This window comes from Paenibacillus sp. J31R120 (genome assembly GCF_056269225.1).
The window spans coordinates 25,671-40,666 of the sequence record NZ_JBWDNN010000007.1 but is presented as its reverse complement, the minus strand read 5'-3'; the positions used below and the strand labels follow the sequence as shown (position 1 = coordinate 40,666).

Here is a 14,996-nt window from a genome sequence, read left to right as displayed (position 1 = left end):
TGGATTGCACAGAAGATTGCAGAGGTTGAAGTGGCCGGTTGTTTCATACCGCGAATGACAAGTATTTCAACATAGAATGAGCAAATCCATTGATAGGTTTGAAAGGATGGCCCATAAGCTTTACACTATAACGAAGCGGGTTAGAGATAGGAGGAATGTCTTGGATCATATCGGGATTTTCATAGCGATTATTCTGGCCGCTTCGATCTTGCAGACTAGTACCGGCTTTGGTTTCTCGATCATGGCAACGCCATTTTTACTTCTGTTATTTCAGCCTCAAGAAGCGATCCAGATCAACATTATTTTGTCTCTGGTGATCTCGGTATCCTTAATTGTGAAGATAAGAAGAGACATCGATTTCATGCTTCTCAAAAGATTTACCGCAGGCAGCATAGCGGGTGTGCCCTTTGGGTTGCTAATTCTGTTGTCTGTGGACATCAACACCTTCACATTAGGAGTGAGTATCCTTCTGCTGGCGTTAACCGCACTGCTGATATTCAGATTCAAAGTGAGAGCGACAAGGCGGCGGGATTATATCGTAGGCGGCATATCCGGATTGCTCACGACCAGCATCGGAATGCCGGGGCCGCCGTTATTGCTGTATTTCACGGGAACGGATGCGGAGAAGGGGAAGATAAGAGCCACTACACTCGCTTTTTATTTGTTTATTTATTTCGTAAGTTTGTTGACCCAGATGATCTTTGCAGGCACGAGTGAGAGGACTTGGACATGGAGTCTTTATGCCATTCCGATTGTGTTCCTCGGTTTGCTGATTGGCCAGATATTGTTCAAAAAGTTGAATCAACGCATATTCCGAATCATAACGTACATTCTGCTGAGCGGAACGGGGCTATATCTGCTTGTCGATAGTCTGGCCAAGCTGTAAGCAGCGGTGGCGGGCGACCCCTATGAAGATCATAAGGAAAATCAAAACCGGCCCCTGTGCACAGGAGCCGGTTTCTTCATGCTTATATTTAGAGAAAAAATGATTTCAATCGAAGAACTTTATTATACAACGCCTTGCTCGATCATCGCGTCTGCTACGCGTACGAAGCCTGCGATGTTGGCGCCGACAACAAGGTTGCCCGGGTAGCCGTACTTCTCGGCTTCGGCCATGCTGTTGTGGTAGATGCGGCGCATAATGTCATGCAGCTTCGCGTCTACTTCCTCGAATGTCCAGGACAAGCGCATGCTGTTCTGCGACATCTCCAGCGAGGAGACAGCTACGCCGCCTGCATTCGCGGCTTTCGCCGGTCCGAACAGGACGCCGTTGTTCAAGAATACGTCGATCGCGTCAAGCGTCGATGGCATGTTCGCGCCTTCGCCAACTGCCACTACGCCGTTCTTCACGAGCAGCTCGGCCGCTTTGTCGTCGATCTCGTTCTGCGTTGCGCACGGAAGCGCGATATCGCAAGGAATTGTCCAGATGTTCTCACAGCCTGGCGTGTATACAGCATCAGGATGAGTCAGGACGTATTCGCTAATGCGCTTGCGCTCTACTTCCTTCAGCTGCTTCACAAGTGCAAGGTCGATGCCCTTCGGATCGTAGATATAGCCGTTGGAGTCGCTGCATGCAACGACATGTGCACCGAATTGCTGTGCCTTCTCAATCGCGTAGATGGATACGTTGCCGGAGCCGGAGACGACGACGGTACGATCCTGGAAGCTCATGTCTTTGGCTTGCAGCATTTCGTTGACGAAGTAGACGCAGCCGTAGCCCGTTGCTTCTTTACGCGCAAGGCTTCCGCCGTAGAGGAGGCCTTTGCCCGTCAATACGCCGGCTTCATTGCCGCTCTTGATCCGCTTGTATTGGCCGAACATATATCCGATCTCGCGAGCGCCCACACCGATGTCGCCAGCTGGTACATCCATGTATGGACCGATATAACGGTATAGCTCGGTCATGAAGCTTTGCGTGAAGCGCATAACTTCGCCTTCCGATTTGCCCTTCGGATCGAAGTCGGAGCCGCCTTTGCCGCCACCGATTGGTTGGCCGGTCAAGGAGTTCTTGAAGATCTGCTCGAATCCAAGGAACTTGATAATGCTCGCGTTCACGGAAGGGTGGAAGCGAAGTCCGCCTTTGTAAGGGCCTAGTGCGCTGTTGAATTGAACGCGGAATCCGCGGTTGACTTGTGGCTTGCCCTTGTCGTCAACCCAAGGTACGCGGAAGTATACGACGCGCTCAGGCTCGGTAATTCTCTCCAGGATGCTGTGCTTCATGTAATGCGGATTGGCCTCAATGACAGGGATCAGGGAGTCAAGAATTTCTTTCACCGATTGGAAAAATTCCCGCTCCCCTTGATTGCGGTTGAGAATCGTTTCATAGACCGACTGGACATATTCCTTGGCGGTCTGCTCCTTTACCAATACATTGTTCACGTGGGTGGACGCTCCTTCTATCGAGAAAATGACTAGCTAGTTACTTTCTATCTATCAAACCGAGAGATTACAGAAGATCGCGGCGAAGCTCTTCGCCGGATTTAGGCGACAGGTAAGCGAACGGAATATCGAATACCGTCTTCGCTCCGTTTTGACCTTCTTGGCTCAATCGGTTGGCAGCTCTTGCATAGGCAACGAGTACGCTTGCCGTGAATTCAGGGTTGCTTTCCAGCTTCAGGCCGAAATCGATAATTTGCTTTGTTCCTGCACCGGTTACACCGCTGCGAATAACGAATCCGCCATGCGGCATGCCCTGATGCTCGGCATTCAGCTGTTCCTCGGTAATAAACGTTACAGTTGTATCGTAGTCTGAGAAGTAGTTCGGCATGGACACAATCGTCTCGCGGATCACGTCTTGGTCAGCGCCTTCTTCCGCCACGACATAGCACTGACGAAGGTGCTTCTCGCGTGTCGTAAGCTCTGGCGTCTCTCCATCGCGGATGCGGTCGATAACGGACTGGACTGGAACGGTGTATTGCACGCCGGCTTTAACGCCCGGTACGCGGCGAATCGCATCGGAGTGGCCTTGGCTTACGCCTTTGCCCCAGAATGTGTACTCGGTGCCTTCAGGTAGAATGGATTGGCCCAGCAAACGATTGAGCGAGAATAAGCCTGGGTCCCAGCCTGTGGAGATGACGCTCAGATTGCCGCCTTGCTTTGCTGCAGCGTTAACCGCGTCGTAGAACTCCGGAATTTTCGCGTGTGTATCGAAGCTGTCCACTGTGTTGAACATGCTAGCGAAGAATGGAGTCTGCTCAGGCAGGTCTGTTGCGGAGCCCCCGCACAGAATCATGACGTCGACTTTGCCTTTGTATTGTTCTGCTGCCGAAATGTGCTCGAATTTCACGCTGCCTGTTGCCAGCTGCTCTGGCTGTCTGCGCGTAAATACTGCAACGAGCTCCATATCCGGATTTTGCGCCAGGGCCTTCTCGACCCCTTTGCCTAAGTTGCCGTAGCCTACGATGCCAATCTTGATTCTACCCATGTTAAATCCTCCTAAAATAATGCGAGATTCAGCCTAATGCCAGTCACTCTCTCAGAGCGCGATTTCGTATTATTTTAAGTTTTTTAACGCAATAATGCAAATTAATAATAACATAGTACAAACCAGTTCGGGAGGAATTAGAAAGATATGGTGTTTTTTTGTTCAAAAACCGAACGATTCAAATATCGTGGAAGCCGCATGGAATAAGGCTTTATTGCTGTGACAGAGTAGTGAATTAACTCGTTTAAGCGACGCGAAAAAATTTTTTTATCGCGTACATTTAAGGGCCTTGGCGGATAGTGGGAAGGGTATAATAAGGGGATAAAGAAGACGAATTTCTCATAACGATGTTTTCCAAAGGAGATATCATGACGGACCAAAAACCGAACATAGCCGCTGGCTGGAACTTTGACAATAGTTATGCCGGCTTGCCGGAATTGTTTTATAGCAGGATGGAGCCGAACCCTGTACCCGAACCGGAGCTGATCGTGCTTAATGAACCGCTTGCCGCGTCGCTTGGTCTGAATGTGGAGGCGCTGAAGAGCGAGGAGGGCATAGCTGCATTCGCAGGTAATACGATGCCTTCAGGCTCGCTGCCGCTTGCTCAGGCGTATGCGGGGCATCAATTCGGACATTTCACCATGCTGGGAGATGGACGGGCCATGCTCATCGGAGAGCAATTGACACCCGCTGACGAGCGATTCGATATCCAGCTGAAAGGATCGGGGCGAACGCCATACTCCCGCGGAGGTGACGGTAAGGCGTCGCTTGGGCCGATGCTGCGCGAGTATATCATCAGCGAGGCGATGCACGGGCTTGGTATTCCGACGACACGCAGCCTGGCCGTCGTCACGACAGGCGAGCCGATCTACCGCGAGACGGAGCTGCCGGGCGCTGTTCTGACGCGTGTGGCGGCCAGCCATATCCGCGTCGGGACGTTCCAGTACGCTGCGGGAGGCGGGACTGTGGAGGACCTGCGGGCGCTGGCTGATTACACATGGGATCGGCATTATGCGGACGCCGATCCAGGCGACAATCGCTATCTGGCCCTGCTGAAGGAAGTCATCAAGCGCCAGGGCGTGCTTATTGCCAAGTGGCAGCTGGCTGGCTTTATCCATGGTGTGATGAACACGGACAATATGACGCTTAGCGGAGAGGCAATCGATTACGGCCCGTGCGCGTTTATGGATGCTTACGATCCTGCGACCGTGTTCAGCTCTATCGATACGCAAGGACGCTATGCCTATGGCAATCAGCCCAATATCGCTGCATGGAATCTGGCAAGGCTTGCGGAAGCGCTGCTGCCGCTTCTTCACAAAGAGGAAGAGAAGGCAGTTGAGCTGGCGGAGGATGCGATCAAAGGATTCATCGACAGCTTCTACAGCCACTGGATGAACGGCATGCGGGCAAAGCTGGGGCTGTTCCATGAGGAAGCGGACGACGAGTCTCTCATCAAAGCTCTTCTGGATCTGATGACAGAGCATCATGCGGATTATACGAACACCTTTAAGGCATTGACATTCGGCAAGCAGGAGGATGTGGCGATGTCCTGCAGCGAAGGTTTTCGCGAATGGTACGCCCGCTGGCAGGAGCGTCAGGGCCGCCAGCAGCAGTCGGCTGAAGAGGTGCAGCGGCTCATGAAGGCGAGCAACCCTGCCGTCATCCCGCGCAACCACCGGGTGGAGGAAGCGCTGGAGGCGGCTGTGGAGGAAGGTGACCTCTCCGTGATGCATAGACTGCTTGCGGTACTGCGCAATCCCTACGCTCATACGCCTGAGCAGGAGGAATATGCGGCACTGTCCGAGCCGTCGGCTTATCCGTACCGCACCTTCTGCGGAACGTAGCTGCGGACCGATTCGAAGCAGGAGGAAAATGGACAAAAAGGACCTCGCAGGAGGTCCTTTTGTCGTCTCGAATAATCCTCTGTTATCCCGGACATTATACCCGAGGAATAGGAGCCAAATTCCTAGTTCTGACTATAGTCATGCGAGCGTTATTCATGGTGCCTGCGTCTAGTCTTAATCCAGTGGAATCAGCTTGGCTTCAATCTCGGCGCGGCGTCCTTCCAGAAAAGGCGGCAAATCTAGCGCATGCCCCAGCTCCCCCACAGTCGAGTCGGCGGTAAAGCCCGGCCCGTCCGTAGCCATCTCGATCAATATCCCGTTGGATTCGCGGAAGTACAGGCTTTGGAAGTAATAGCGGTCCACAACGCCTGTCGAGCGGAAGCCGTGCTGCTGAATGAAGGCATCCCAGTAGCGAAGCTCACCCTCGTCCTTGACGCGAATGGCGAGGTGATGAACGCTCCCTTTGCCTGGTCTCTCGTTCGGTCCGTCTTCCTGCTTCACGACGATCTCGCCGAATACCTCCCCCGGGACGGATTGATAGATCGCCTCCCCGCTTGTGCGGATTGCTTCTGTATACCCCAGTATATCGCGGAGTGTACGTGCGGTGTCCTCCAGATTACGTACGGTGAACTCGACGCTACCCATCCCGAGAATATGATGCTCTTGATCCACGCTTGATCCATCCCAAGGGGCCCAATGATCCGGAACGGCTTCTCCGTTGTGATTGATCAGGACAAGGCGGAGACCTTCCTCGTCTTCGAAGAGCAAGGCGTCCCGTCCAGCATAACGGGTAATCTCTCCGTGTTGAACGTCATGCTGCTCGAAGCGCTTTTTCCAGTATTGGAGGCTGTCCATGGACGGCACGAGCAAGCCGATGCGTGTGATTGCATTCGTGCCGCGGACCGTGGCGGCAAGCCGGGGCATCTCGAAGAAGGATAGTTCTGTGCCTGCTGCGCCGGTCAAATCGCCGTAGAAGAGATGGTACATGGACGGGTCATCTTGATTGACCGTCTTCTTCACGCGGCGAAGTCCCAGGATGTTTTGGTAAAAATGATTATTGCCTTGTGCATGCTTGGTCAACATAGAGATGTGATGATGGCCGGTAATCGTCGGCATATGTCATTCCTCCTTTTATAACTTGACTAGTCAACTGATAATCAAAATAATTACTCAGGCGGTACTTCTTTTGTCCCGCTATGCTTATGGACGCGTGTCATGAGCGTGTATAGGGTCTGTTGTTCTTCTTTGCTCAGCACTTCCTCGAAGAAGGACGATTGAAAGGCCAGTTGCTCCGGCATCGCCAGCTCCAGTACGGCTTCTCCTTTTTCCGAGAGAGAGATCGTCTTCGTCTTCCAATCCTGCTTGCGAACGATGTAGCCTTCCTTCTCCAGACGCTCCAGCATGCGCGAGATGCCGCCTTGCGTCACCGTCACTTTCTCTGCAAGCTCTATCTGGGGAAGCGGCTGATAAGCGCGAATCTGCATCAGGGCATCGAATTGAGCGGTTGTAAGGCCGAACCGCTTCAAGAATGTGTTCGACATCTGATTGCTTTGATTTGTAAATCGCATCAACCGCAGCCAAATTAACGAGCCAATTGTATTGTTCTGCATCTGATCTCCCTCGCAATCGCTTATCTTAGTTATCACTTTACTACTCAATTGATGAATAGGCAAGGAGACTCTATACAATATCTTATTTTGACATAAATACTAATAATTGCTATATTAAAGGTGGACGTCCAATCTTGTGTTAAATAGAGGAGTACTCCTGATTTTATTCCAATTATAGAAATAGGAGAGAGATTATGAGAAACATTCAAAAGAAACTGGTGGCGTTAGGTTTAACGCTTGTTCTGTCCTTATCCTTATTCGGAGCGGCCAGCGCTGAGCCGGCAGTTGCTTGCGAGAAACCGGGCGATTTTACGCTGACGGCAACCCCGGGCAATCGCTCCATGGCGCTGTCGTGGACACCGTCTGCAGGCGCTGACGCTTATGATGTCTATTATTCCCCAAGAGCGCCATTCGCTGCTCAAAATATTCAAGCTACGAGCTTCACCGTAACTGAGCTGCGCAATGGCTATATCGGATATTCCTTTGGCATTATCGCCAAAAATGAATGCGGCACGACTTGGTCCAATTCCATTAATCAAGTGGCGACATCGGCCACTGGAGCACCTGCCAAGCCTAGTATAGAGCTAAATGACAATAAATTGCATACAATCGGTGAATTTGTCATCAAATGGACAATTTGGAACGGCAATAAAGCGACCTCCGGCCGTCTCTTGGAGAATGGACAAGAGGTGTCCCTGCATTACTACGAGGAGATTGGCAATACGTCTGGACAGTCGGGAAGCTGGACCTTCAGACGCCCGCCGGGAACCTATACGTATCAAGTCGAGCTCATTAATCCGTTCGGCACTGTTCTAAGCGATACAGTTACCGTCGTCGTACCGTAAAGCATCGCAATCAAGGACCTCCACCCGCATTGAGGGTGGAGGTTTTTGCTGTTCCTGCACGGCAGACGGCTCTATCTCATCCATCCATTTTTTTAGTATACGGGAAGATCGTCATATTAGTATAATGATGTCGAATAGGATTATATTGGATAAATGTATGTTTGATCGATAACTTCTATAACACGTTGTCCTGGCAGCGCGGACACAATAGGGGGCTAGCGGATATGAAACGTTATAAGGAGCAGCACGTCTGGCTGGATTTGATCGGATACGCTTTTCTGATTGGCGGCTCATTTATCCTCTCTACGTTAGGTGTGGCTATCGTTCAGAACCTCATGGAGGAGGGCTTTACGTGGAGCGACCTTAATACGAATGCCGCTACAATCGTCGGCGTGCTGCTTGCCCTGATTCTGCTTGCTGTCGTGACCCGTCAGGAGAAAAAGAGATCGTTATGGGAGTTTTGCGGCTTTCGCGCCATCGGGATGCGGCGAATCGGGCTTTTTATCGGACTTGGGATGCTGCTTAGCCTTATGTTCGGAATTATTCTTGCGCTCGATGTATGGGGGCAGCTTGCCGTCAGCCACGAGCAGAAAGTATCAAATGAGCTGGCCTCCGATCCCATTCTTCTGGTAGGGGTCACGGCCGGCATTCTAATTCCGTTCATGGAGGAAATGATGCTGCGGGGACTCGTTCTGCGGACGCTTCATCATGTCTACTCCCTTACAACAGCCGTGATTGCGCAGGCTGTTCTCTTTGCGCTGCTCCATACTTATCCCCTTCAAATGAGCTATACCTTTCTGCTAGGTCTTCTATTTGCATGGGCTGCGCTTCGTATGAAGAGCCTATGGGCTTCCGTCATCATGCATATATCCTTTAATTTAACCACGCTTCTGATCATAAGTGCGATCCGCAAGTATGAGTCGGCCGGGCTATTGGTAGGCTCAACCATGATCGCGATCCTTCTGATTGGCATGGGTCTGCTGCCGAGTGGCAAGAATCCTCAAGGGAGTACGCCTTATTTTTCTGGAAAATGAACCTTTCCGCTTCTGTCGGCCAATATAGGCTGAAAGGGGCGGTTGCTATTTGCGCATCAAACAGATCATTTTCATCATTTTGATTATATTGGTTGTTCTCACAGCGCTTCTCCCTCAGATGACCCATGCCACTCCCATCTTGAATGAATCATGGATAGACAAGGAAGCAGAGCAAGGCATGCGGGATTATCATATCCCGGGTCTTGCTGTCGGCGTGGTGAAGGATGGACGGATTGTGTTCCTGAAAGGCTACGGGAAGGCGGATGATACAGGCAGAGATGTGGCACCGGAGACGCCGTTTATACTGGGCTCGGTCAGCAAGCCTATTACGGCTGCAGCCATTATGCAGCTCTCCGAGCGGGGCATGTTGAAGCTGGACGAGCCGGTACGGACCTATTTGCCGTGGCTGCAGTTGGACGGTCTGGCGGACAGCCGAGAGGTGACAGTGCGGGATTTGCTCAGACAAACAAGCGGATTGTCTACCTACGATGGCCGGGTTATTTTGGCGGCAAAAGGTCATACGGCTGAAGAAATTATGCTGCGGCAAGGTAAGCCCAAGCTGGAGGGACAACCGGGGGAACGCTTCCGCTATTCCAATGTGAACTATATGCTGCTTGGCACTATTATCGAGCATGTATCAGGCGAGTCGTATGCGGCCTATATCGAGAAGCATATCTTCAAGCCTCTTGATATGACAGACAGCTATGCTGATCCCGCTGCAGCCCGTGAGAATGGTCTTGCAAGCGGGTATCAGACCGTGTTCGGCAAGCTGATGGAGACGGAGCCGAGCATTTCGCCCGCTCTTGTTCCTGCTGGCTATTTGGCCGCTTCTGTGAAGGACATGACCCACTTCCTGCTGTCTCAAATGAATGGAGGCCAATATGACGATGTAACCGTATTGTCGGCAGCCAGCACGGGACTGATGCAGCGATATGAGACGGGATTCCCCTATGGCATGGGTTGGTTTACAAGTCCGGGTCTGATCTTGCATGGCGGCGATGCCGAGCATTTTCATTCCGATGTCATAATGGATTTGGATTCCGGCTGGGGAATTGTCGTACTGATGAATACGAACGATGCGCTGCTTACGACCATCTACGGCAGTGGGTATGGCGATTTGTCCATTCGACTGTTGCAGGCGGTTAGCGATGGGGCTTTGTATTCGACCTACTTAATGGCTGAGCCGGTGAAGTTTGGGGCCGCAGGCGTGTACATGAACGCCGGTATGGCTGCGCTGGCGCTATGGCTGCTCTGGTCGTTATACCGGCTTGTGCGCAAGCGGAATTCGGACCGGTTATATCCTTCATGGTTTTTTGTAAGAGAGATTCTGATTACGGTTGCCTATCTGCTTGGTCCGGTACTGTTTTTGCTTCGATTGCCGGAGCAGATAGGTACGCCATGGGGGACTATTCTGCGGTTTGTTCCCGGCTGGGGGCATGCTCTGCTGATCTTGCCTATGCTGTTTATGATAATTGGGCTGCTGAAGATGGTTCTGTTGTACCGCATACGTCGGCGATTGGGTAATGACCAAGGGGTTATCAACGGGCTGCGATAAGCAGTCCTTTTTTGGTTGATGGGAGGAGGAAGCGTTATGATGAAAGTAGTGCATGCAGGAATGGGCGAATATCCCTTATACTATTAGCGAAATAGATAGAAAACGCACATCATGGAATCGAATAAATTAAATATAGAAAAAATATACAGGCAGGTGTAAGATATGATTGAAAAAGTAATGGAAATTGTACGCGAAGCAAGCGATTTATTTAAGAATAAAGAATTTACCGTGCTCAGCAAGGGCTCGGCATCGAATCAGGTGACTTCCGTCGATTTGTCGGTGCAGGAGTTTTTGAAGGAGCGTCTGACGCCGCTTATAGAGAATTGCGGTTTTATTGGCGAGGAGAGCGAAGAGGACGATTACGATCATGACTATCTATGGATCGTGGACCCGATTGACGGGACGTCCAATTTCATACGGGATATCGGGCTTAGCGTCATTTCCGTTGGTCTTGTGAAGGATGGCGTGCCTGTATTGGGCGTCGTCTATCATCCGTACCGGGATGAGATGTTTTATGCCCAGCAAGGGAAGGGCGCTTACGTGAACGGAAGGCCGATGAAGGTATCCGATCATGATTTGTCCCATTCGTTATTTTGTACCGCTATGAGCCTCTACAATAAGGATCTTGCGGGGTCTTGCTTCCGCATCATCGAGAAGGTGTACGAGGACTGCGACGATATTCGCCGTCTGGGGTCGGCTGCGCTGGAGCTTGCTTATTTGGCGGCTGGGCGAGTCGATCTGTATTTTGAGATGCGTGTCTTCCCATGGGACTTTGCAGCAGGCGAGGTGCTGATCCGGGAAGCAGGCGGTTATGTCGGAACTGTCGAGTTCGATCGAACCGTCTTCACTCGTCCGATTCCGCTCATCTGCGCGAATTCGAGAGAGAATTATGATTACTTGAAGCGAGTCGTTACGGACGAGGTACCGAAGATTCCGTACGACCAATAGGACATGACGAGGCGGGGGCTGTCAGGGTGGCTGACCAGGAGAACACGAAGAAATTCAAGTACAAGGACTATAAGATAGACGAAGAGACCATTGACGCCGAAAAGGATTATCATCTGGAGCAGGCATACAGTCTATGTGTTAATGAGCTTGGCCTTCAGCAGACGAAGAGAGACCAGATTATCGCATTTTACATTGCCATTATCAGCTTTGTCATTCCAGCCATTATTGATTTAAGCCTTTCTACTTTTATTAAGGGTCTCAGCTTCCTCGCCTTGTTTATACTGGGTATTATGCTTGCTTGGGTTGTGGTGAGATACCGGGTGTACAAGGAAGTGTACTGGATTACTTCTCGCGTCATCAAGCAGCTCTATAATTTCGAGAAAGAAGCGATTAACAAAGAGCTCGTCCAGCATATGTTCTATCGGAATTTGAAGATGAGCATGGACTCGGTATTTGTATATCGTACCAATAAAAAGGTTAGCGGATGGGGGTCCTACCGCAAGAACCTGTATAGCTCCGAGACCATTCTGTTCCATATTCTCGTTTTGATTAGTTCTGTCGTGCTCGGGATCGGCGTGTATATGCTTTTATTTGACTTTCCCGTTGCTCGCGAGATCGTGGCATTAGTCCTAGCGCTTATGAATCTGCTGTATTTTACTAGACATTACTATAAGCAACTAACTAAGATCTACGATGCTGTATTCAATGACGATGACGATGATAAATCCTTCAATGCGGTTTTTAGCAAAGCATGGTTTTTACATTTCCATTTGGATTTCAATGAAAATAAGAAAGACTCGGAAGGCTTAACGGCGTAAGCTTTCCGGGTCTTTTTTACGTCTCTGCGTTTGCCTGCCGAACGGCTTCTTTCACAATGAGATAGGCCAGATTGTGGTCCTCCATGACATGGGCGGCCAATTCGGGCTCCACCCATATTCTTGCCGTGCATTCATGCTCCTGAAGATAAGGGAGGCATGCCGTGACGTCAGCTCGGTAGAAGAGCTGATAGCCGATCAGCGGATATTTGCCGTTCGGATCGAACCTCAGATTCTCCTCGTGGCTAACTTGAATGGCGCCAATCAAGCGAAGGTCCTCACATCTGACATAGCCCTCCTCCATACACTCCCGGGTGACGGTTTCCTCGGGCGATTCTCCGTCCTCTACATGCCCGCCTGGCAGGTTGAAGCCCCGGCCAGTGACATGCACCAGCATGATTTTGCCTTGATCCATGCATACGCCATGGACGCTTGTGACGAGGGCGGGATCAGGGCTGTCGGTCCCTGGCAGCCAGGTTAATTTCACATTATGACCGCCCCAGTCGGCGTAAATGGTAGTTGCCATGCTAGAACCTCCAATCATGCTAATGTGCTTCCGATACCAAAAGCAGTCTGTCTTATTTTAATACAACGCTTGGATGAAAAGCGATGGAACGCGCGCAGTTGCTGGAAACCACTCTACTCCGGAGCGGTTTTATTTCCGGCTGAGGTATGATACATTAGGCAGTACTTGAAGGGACCGGCAAGTACCCTATCGATAAGGAGACCCTGCATGCAGCCATTCACGAGACGCGTCATTCACATCATACAGAACATACCGGAGGGGTATGTGATGACCTACGGGCAAATTGCCGAAGCCGCCGGCAGCCCGCGAGGAGCGAGACAGGTTGTCCGTATTCTCCACTCGATGAGCGCCGCCCATAAGCTGCCCTGGCACAGAGTGGTGAATGCCAAAGGCATGATTGCCCTCATGGATGAGGAGTCACGCTTTAAGCAGATCCTGTATCTAAGCAGCGAAGGCGTATTGGCGGATGAAGAGGGCCGTGTGGATCTGGAGCAGTACCGTTATCAGCCGGGAGAGGTAATGGATTGGACGGATGAAGAGCAGCATTAGCGGGTTTAGCCCCATAGGAGCAATAAGAAAGAGCGCCGGACAGGGCGCTCTTTTCGCTTTTTTATAATGACCTTACGCTTTTAAAATATCATGATCCACATACCGCTCGCCATTCAGCTCGCTGATGACGTTAATCGCGACCTTGGCGCCATCGCCGGCTGTGACAATGGTATGCACGCTTACGCCTGCCACTGTGCCTGCTGCCCAGATGCCCGGAACGGATGTTTTGCCGCTAGCGTCGATGTCAATAACGGTTTTAATCCGCGGCTCTGTGCCGTCCTTGGTGGCGATGCCCGCCTTATCGGCCAGATCCACGCTTAATCCGGTGGCGAGAATGACATGACTTGCCTCGTAGCTTTGATTTTCTGTCTCTACATGAATGCCGGACTCTGTTTGGACGAGATTGACCACAGTATCCTGAATGATCTCCGCGCCGAACTCGGCGGCTTGCTTCTTGCCGGTCTCCACCAGATCGGGCCCGGTAATATCGGGAGCGCCGTAATGGTTACGGAGAAGGGCTTTCTTGGTGATGCTCTTGTCATTGTCAAAAAGGAGCGTTTTCTTGCCAGACTTGGCGGCATAGATAGCCGCGCTTGCCCCTGCGGGCCCTGCGCCAATAATAACGATATCGTACATATTCATCTACTCTCCTTCGGCATAGTGGGATAAGTGCGAATACGTGACTATTATAATAGATTCCAGAAGGAATGGACAGCTTGGGTCCCGCCTCAAAGGTGTGTCGTCTGCCGAAGGACTAGGCGTCTGGCGCTTCTGATTACTTTAAAATAAACGTCCCCGTCACCGGATTATGGTCGCTATGCTCGAAGGCTAGAGACGTGCCCGCAACCTGCGCAATCTCGACGTTAGGCGAGACGAAGAAGCCGTCGATGACCGCCAGGAAGTTCACGCCTTCCTCATAGGCGGCGTCGAGGGTTCGAACGGTAGGCACAGCCGGATCGACTGCCCACTGGAAGCCGTCAGGGCCGAATGTCTCCGGGAACGGCTGCAGCCACTCCGGCCACTCCTGCTGTGCAGGGAAGGCGTCTGGATCCGTAGACGGCAGAGAGTGGTTCCAGTCGCCGCCAACTATGATGTAATTCCCTTTAGTGGCCTCACTCTCCAGATAGTCGCCGAGAAAGTCGAGCTGCTGCTTGCGTATCCGGCCTCCTTTGTCAAAGGCAGACAAATGCAAATTCACAAGCACTAGCTCCTTGCCGTTATCGACGGGCAGTCTGCTCTCGATGAAGCCGCGATCCAGCTCGAACAGCTGCACCGGCCAGCTTTCCTTGCCCGGCAGATCGTAGCGGGTATGGGAGCTGGCTGTGAAGGACGACAGCGTCAGCAGTCCGCTCTTCACCGAACCCATCGGCTGCGTCAAGGGAACGGGCACCCACGGAACCTTATAGTTATAGGCAAAGGTTTGGTCATAGTCTTGCAAGCCATCGCCAATCCGCTGAGCCTCGTCGACCTTATAGCTGCGGGAAGACTTTCGGTCTACCTCCTGCAGCAGAATAAGCCGGGAGTCTGATTCTCTCAGAAAGTGGATCGCCGCTTCCAGATTAGCCTCTGTCTGCTCTTTGCTGGCGGCTCTCGACCTCGTACCGCCATCCATGAAGAAGTCCTGTCCACGGTCCAGGCCGGCATAGCCAATATTGAAGGTCGTGATCTTGAATGGCTCGTTGCGCTTAATGCCCGCCGACTGTCGGCTTTCATGGGGCAGCTGCACCTGAGCTGGCGGCTTATAGTCTATCGCGGTGATGTAAATCAGGAATACGGCTAGTAGAGTGATACCCGTGATCGCAATCCAGAGCAGCCACTTGATGATTTTTTTGAGCATGGTATGTAA

General features: G+C 51.5%; 15 protein-coding genes. 8 read left to right on the top strand and 7 right to left on the bottom strand.

Translation table 11 applies throughout. The annotated features are described in order from the left end of the window. Window positions 1–160: 160 nt before the first annotated feature. Window positions 161–886 (top strand): sulfite exporter TauE/SafE family protein, encoded by a 726-nt coding sequence (locus AC0YNW_RS22030; RefSeq protein WP_475833772.1) that lies wholly within the window; start codon window positions 161–163, stop codon window positions 884–886. Between the two features lie 122 nt (window positions 887–1,008). Here AC0YNW_RS22030 and gdhA read toward each other — a convergent pair whose 3' ends face one another. Together gdhA and AC0YNW_RS22020 are read right to left on the bottom strand one after the other, a co-directional pair. Continuing rightward, window positions 1,009–2,379 (bottom strand): NADP-specific glutamate dehydrogenase, encoded by a 1,371-nt coding sequence (gene gdhA / locus AC0YNW_RS22025; RefSeq protein ID WP_475833771.1) that lies wholly within the window; start codon window positions 2,377–2,379, stop codon window positions 1,009–1,011. A 67-nt stretch (window positions 2,380–2,446) separates the two neighbouring features. Beyond that, window positions 2,447–3,424: a diaminopimelate dehydrogenase gene (locus tag AC0YNW_RS22020; protein ID WP_387477297.1), complete on the bottom strand. Its 978-nt coding sequence runs from the start codon at window positions 3,422–3,424 to the stop codon at window positions 2,447–2,449. 368 nt (window positions 3,425–3,792) lie between these two features. Here AC0YNW_RS22020 and AC0YNW_RS22015 point away from each other — a divergent pair, with 368 nt between their 5' ends. Then, window positions 3,793–5,268 (top strand): protein adenylyltransferase SelO, encoded by a 1,476-nt coding sequence (locus tag AC0YNW_RS22015; RefSeq protein WP_475833770.1) that lies wholly within the window; start codon window positions 3,793–3,795, stop codon window positions 5,266–5,268. 174 nt (window positions 5,269–5,442) lie between these two features. On the opposite strand, the gene AC0YNW_RS22010 is transcribed toward AC0YNW_RS22015, so the two are convergent. Together AC0YNW_RS22010 and AC0YNW_RS22005 are read right to left on the bottom strand one after the other, a co-directional pair. Further along, window positions 5,443–6,384, bottom strand: coding sequence for a ring-cleaving dioxygenase (locus AC0YNW_RS22010; protein ID WP_475833769.1), 942 nt, complete (start codon window positions 6,382–6,384; stop codon window positions 5,443–5,445). Window positions 6,385–6,434: 50 nt separating this feature from the next. After that, a complete protein-coding gene (locus AC0YNW_RS22005; protein WP_475833768.1) occupies window positions 6,435–6,878 on the bottom strand; it encodes a MarR family winged helix-turn-helix transcriptional regulator in 444 nt (147 codons plus the stop codon). Between the two features lie 194 nt (window positions 6,879–7,072). On the opposite strand from AC0YNW_RS22005, the gene AC0YNW_RS22000 reads away from it, so the two are divergent. The 5 genes from AC0YNW_RS22000 to AC0YNW_RS21980 all read left to right on the top strand — a co-directional run bounded on the left by AC0YNW_RS22000 (window position 7,073) and on the right by AC0YNW_RS21980 (window position 12,078). Further along, window positions 7,073–7,723, top strand: a complete 651-nt coding sequence (locus tag AC0YNW_RS22000; protein WP_387477305.1) for a fibronectin type III domain-containing protein — start codon at window positions 7,073–7,075, stop codon at window positions 7,721–7,723. 224 nt (window positions 7,724–7,947) lie between these two features. Beyond that, window positions 7,948–8,757 (top strand): lysostaphin resistance A-like protein, encoded by an 810-nt coding sequence (locus AC0YNW_RS21995; RefSeq protein ID WP_475833767.1) that lies wholly within the window; start codon window positions 7,948–7,950, stop codon window positions 8,755–8,757. 49 nt (window positions 8,758–8,806) lie between these two features. Further along, entirely contained in the window at window positions 8,807–10,312 is a 1,506-nt protein-coding gene (locus tag AC0YNW_RS21990) for a serine hydrolase domain-containing protein (protein WP_475833766.1), read from the top strand. Window positions 10,313–10,474: 162 nt separating this feature from the next. Beyond that, window positions 10,475–11,260: an inositol monophosphatase family protein gene (locus AC0YNW_RS21985; RefSeq protein WP_475833765.1), complete on the top strand. Its 786-nt coding sequence runs from the start codon at window positions 10,475–10,477 to the stop codon at window positions 11,258–11,260. A gap of 26 nt (window positions 11,261–11,286) precedes the next feature. Continuing rightward, complete coding sequence (locus AC0YNW_RS21980; protein WP_475833764.1) at window positions 11,287–12,078, top strand: hypothetical protein; 792 nt, start codon at window positions 11,287–11,289, stop codon at window positions 12,076–12,078. A 16-nt stretch (window positions 12,079–12,094) separates the two neighbouring features. On the opposite strand, the gene AC0YNW_RS21975 is transcribed toward AC0YNW_RS21980, so the two are convergent. Continuing rightward, a complete protein-coding gene (locus AC0YNW_RS21975; protein WP_475833763.1) occupies window positions 12,095–12,601 on the bottom strand; it encodes an NUDIX hydrolase in 507 nt (168 codons plus the stop codon). A gap of 207 nt (window positions 12,602–12,808) precedes the next feature. Here AC0YNW_RS21975 and AC0YNW_RS21970 point away from each other — a divergent pair, with 207 nt between their 5' ends. Then, window positions 12,809–13,150: an MGMT family protein gene (locus tag AC0YNW_RS21970; protein ID WP_475833762.1), complete on the top strand. Its 342-nt coding sequence runs from the start codon at window positions 12,809–12,811 to the stop codon at window positions 13,148–13,150. A gap of 72 nt (window positions 13,151–13,222) precedes the next feature. Here the strand turns inward: AC0YNW_RS21970 and AC0YNW_RS21965 are convergent, their stop codons facing one another. Beyond that, a complete protein-coding gene (locus tag AC0YNW_RS21965) occupies window positions 13,223–13,786 on the bottom strand; it encodes an FAD-dependent oxidoreductase (protein ID WP_475833927.1) in 564 nt (187 codons plus the stop codon). A gap of 139 nt (window positions 13,787–13,925) precedes the next feature. Then, window positions 13,926–14,987 carry an endonuclease/exonuclease/phosphatase family protein gene (locus AC0YNW_RS21960; RefSeq protein ID WP_475833761.1) on the bottom strand — a complete coding sequence of 354 codons (1,062 nt, stop codon included), beginning with the start codon at window positions 14,985–14,987 and terminating at the stop codon, window positions 13,926–13,928. Between the last annotated feature and the right edge of the window lie 9 nt (window positions 14,988–14,996).

Excerpts from the sequence above, each read along its gene's own strand:
- AC0YNW_RS21970 (WP_475833762.1), top strand. The coding sequence starts at position 12,809 with ATGCAGCCATTCACGAGACGCGTCATTCACATCATACAGAACATACCG.
- AC0YNW_RS22010 (WP_475833769.1), bottom strand. The coding sequence starts at position 6,384 with ATGCCGACGATTACCGGCCATCATCACATCTCTATGTTGACCAAGCAT.
- AC0YNW_RS22015 (WP_475833770.1), top strand. The coding sequence starts at position 3,793 with ATGACGGACCAAAAACCGAACATAGCCGCTGGCTGGAACTTTGACAAT.
- AC0YNW_RS21975 (WP_475833763.1), bottom strand. The coding sequence starts at position 12,601 with ATGGCAACTACCATTTACGCCGACTGGGGCGGTCATAATGTGAAATTA.
- AC0YNW_RS22000 (WP_387477305.1), top strand. The coding sequence starts at position 7,073 with ATGAGAAACATTCAAAAGAAACTGGTGGCGTTAGGTTTAACGCTTGTT.
- AC0YNW_RS21995 (WP_475833767.1), top strand. The coding sequence starts at position 7,948 with ATGAAACGTTATAAGGAGCAGCACGTCTGGCTGGATTTGATCGGATAC.
- AC0YNW_RS21965 (WP_475833927.1), bottom strand. The coding sequence starts at position 13,786 with ATGTACGATATCGTTATTATTGGCGCAGGGCCCGCAGGGGCAAGCGCG.
- AC0YNW_RS21985 (WP_475833765.1), top strand. The coding sequence starts at position 10,475 with ATGATTGAAAAAGTAATGGAAATTGTACGCGAAGCAAGCGATTTATTT.
- AC0YNW_RS21960 (WP_475833761.1), bottom strand. The coding sequence starts at position 14,987 with ATGCTCAAAAAAATCATCAAGTGGCTGCTCTGGATTGCGATCACGGGT.
- AC0YNW_RS22005 (WP_475833768.1), bottom strand. The coding sequence starts at position 6,878 with ATGCAGAACAATACAATTGGCTCGTTAATTTGGCTGCGGTTGATGCGA.
- AC0YNW_RS22020 (WP_387477297.1), bottom strand. The coding sequence starts at position 3,424 with ATGGGTAGAATCAAGATTGGCATCGTAGGCTACGGCAACTTAGGCAAA.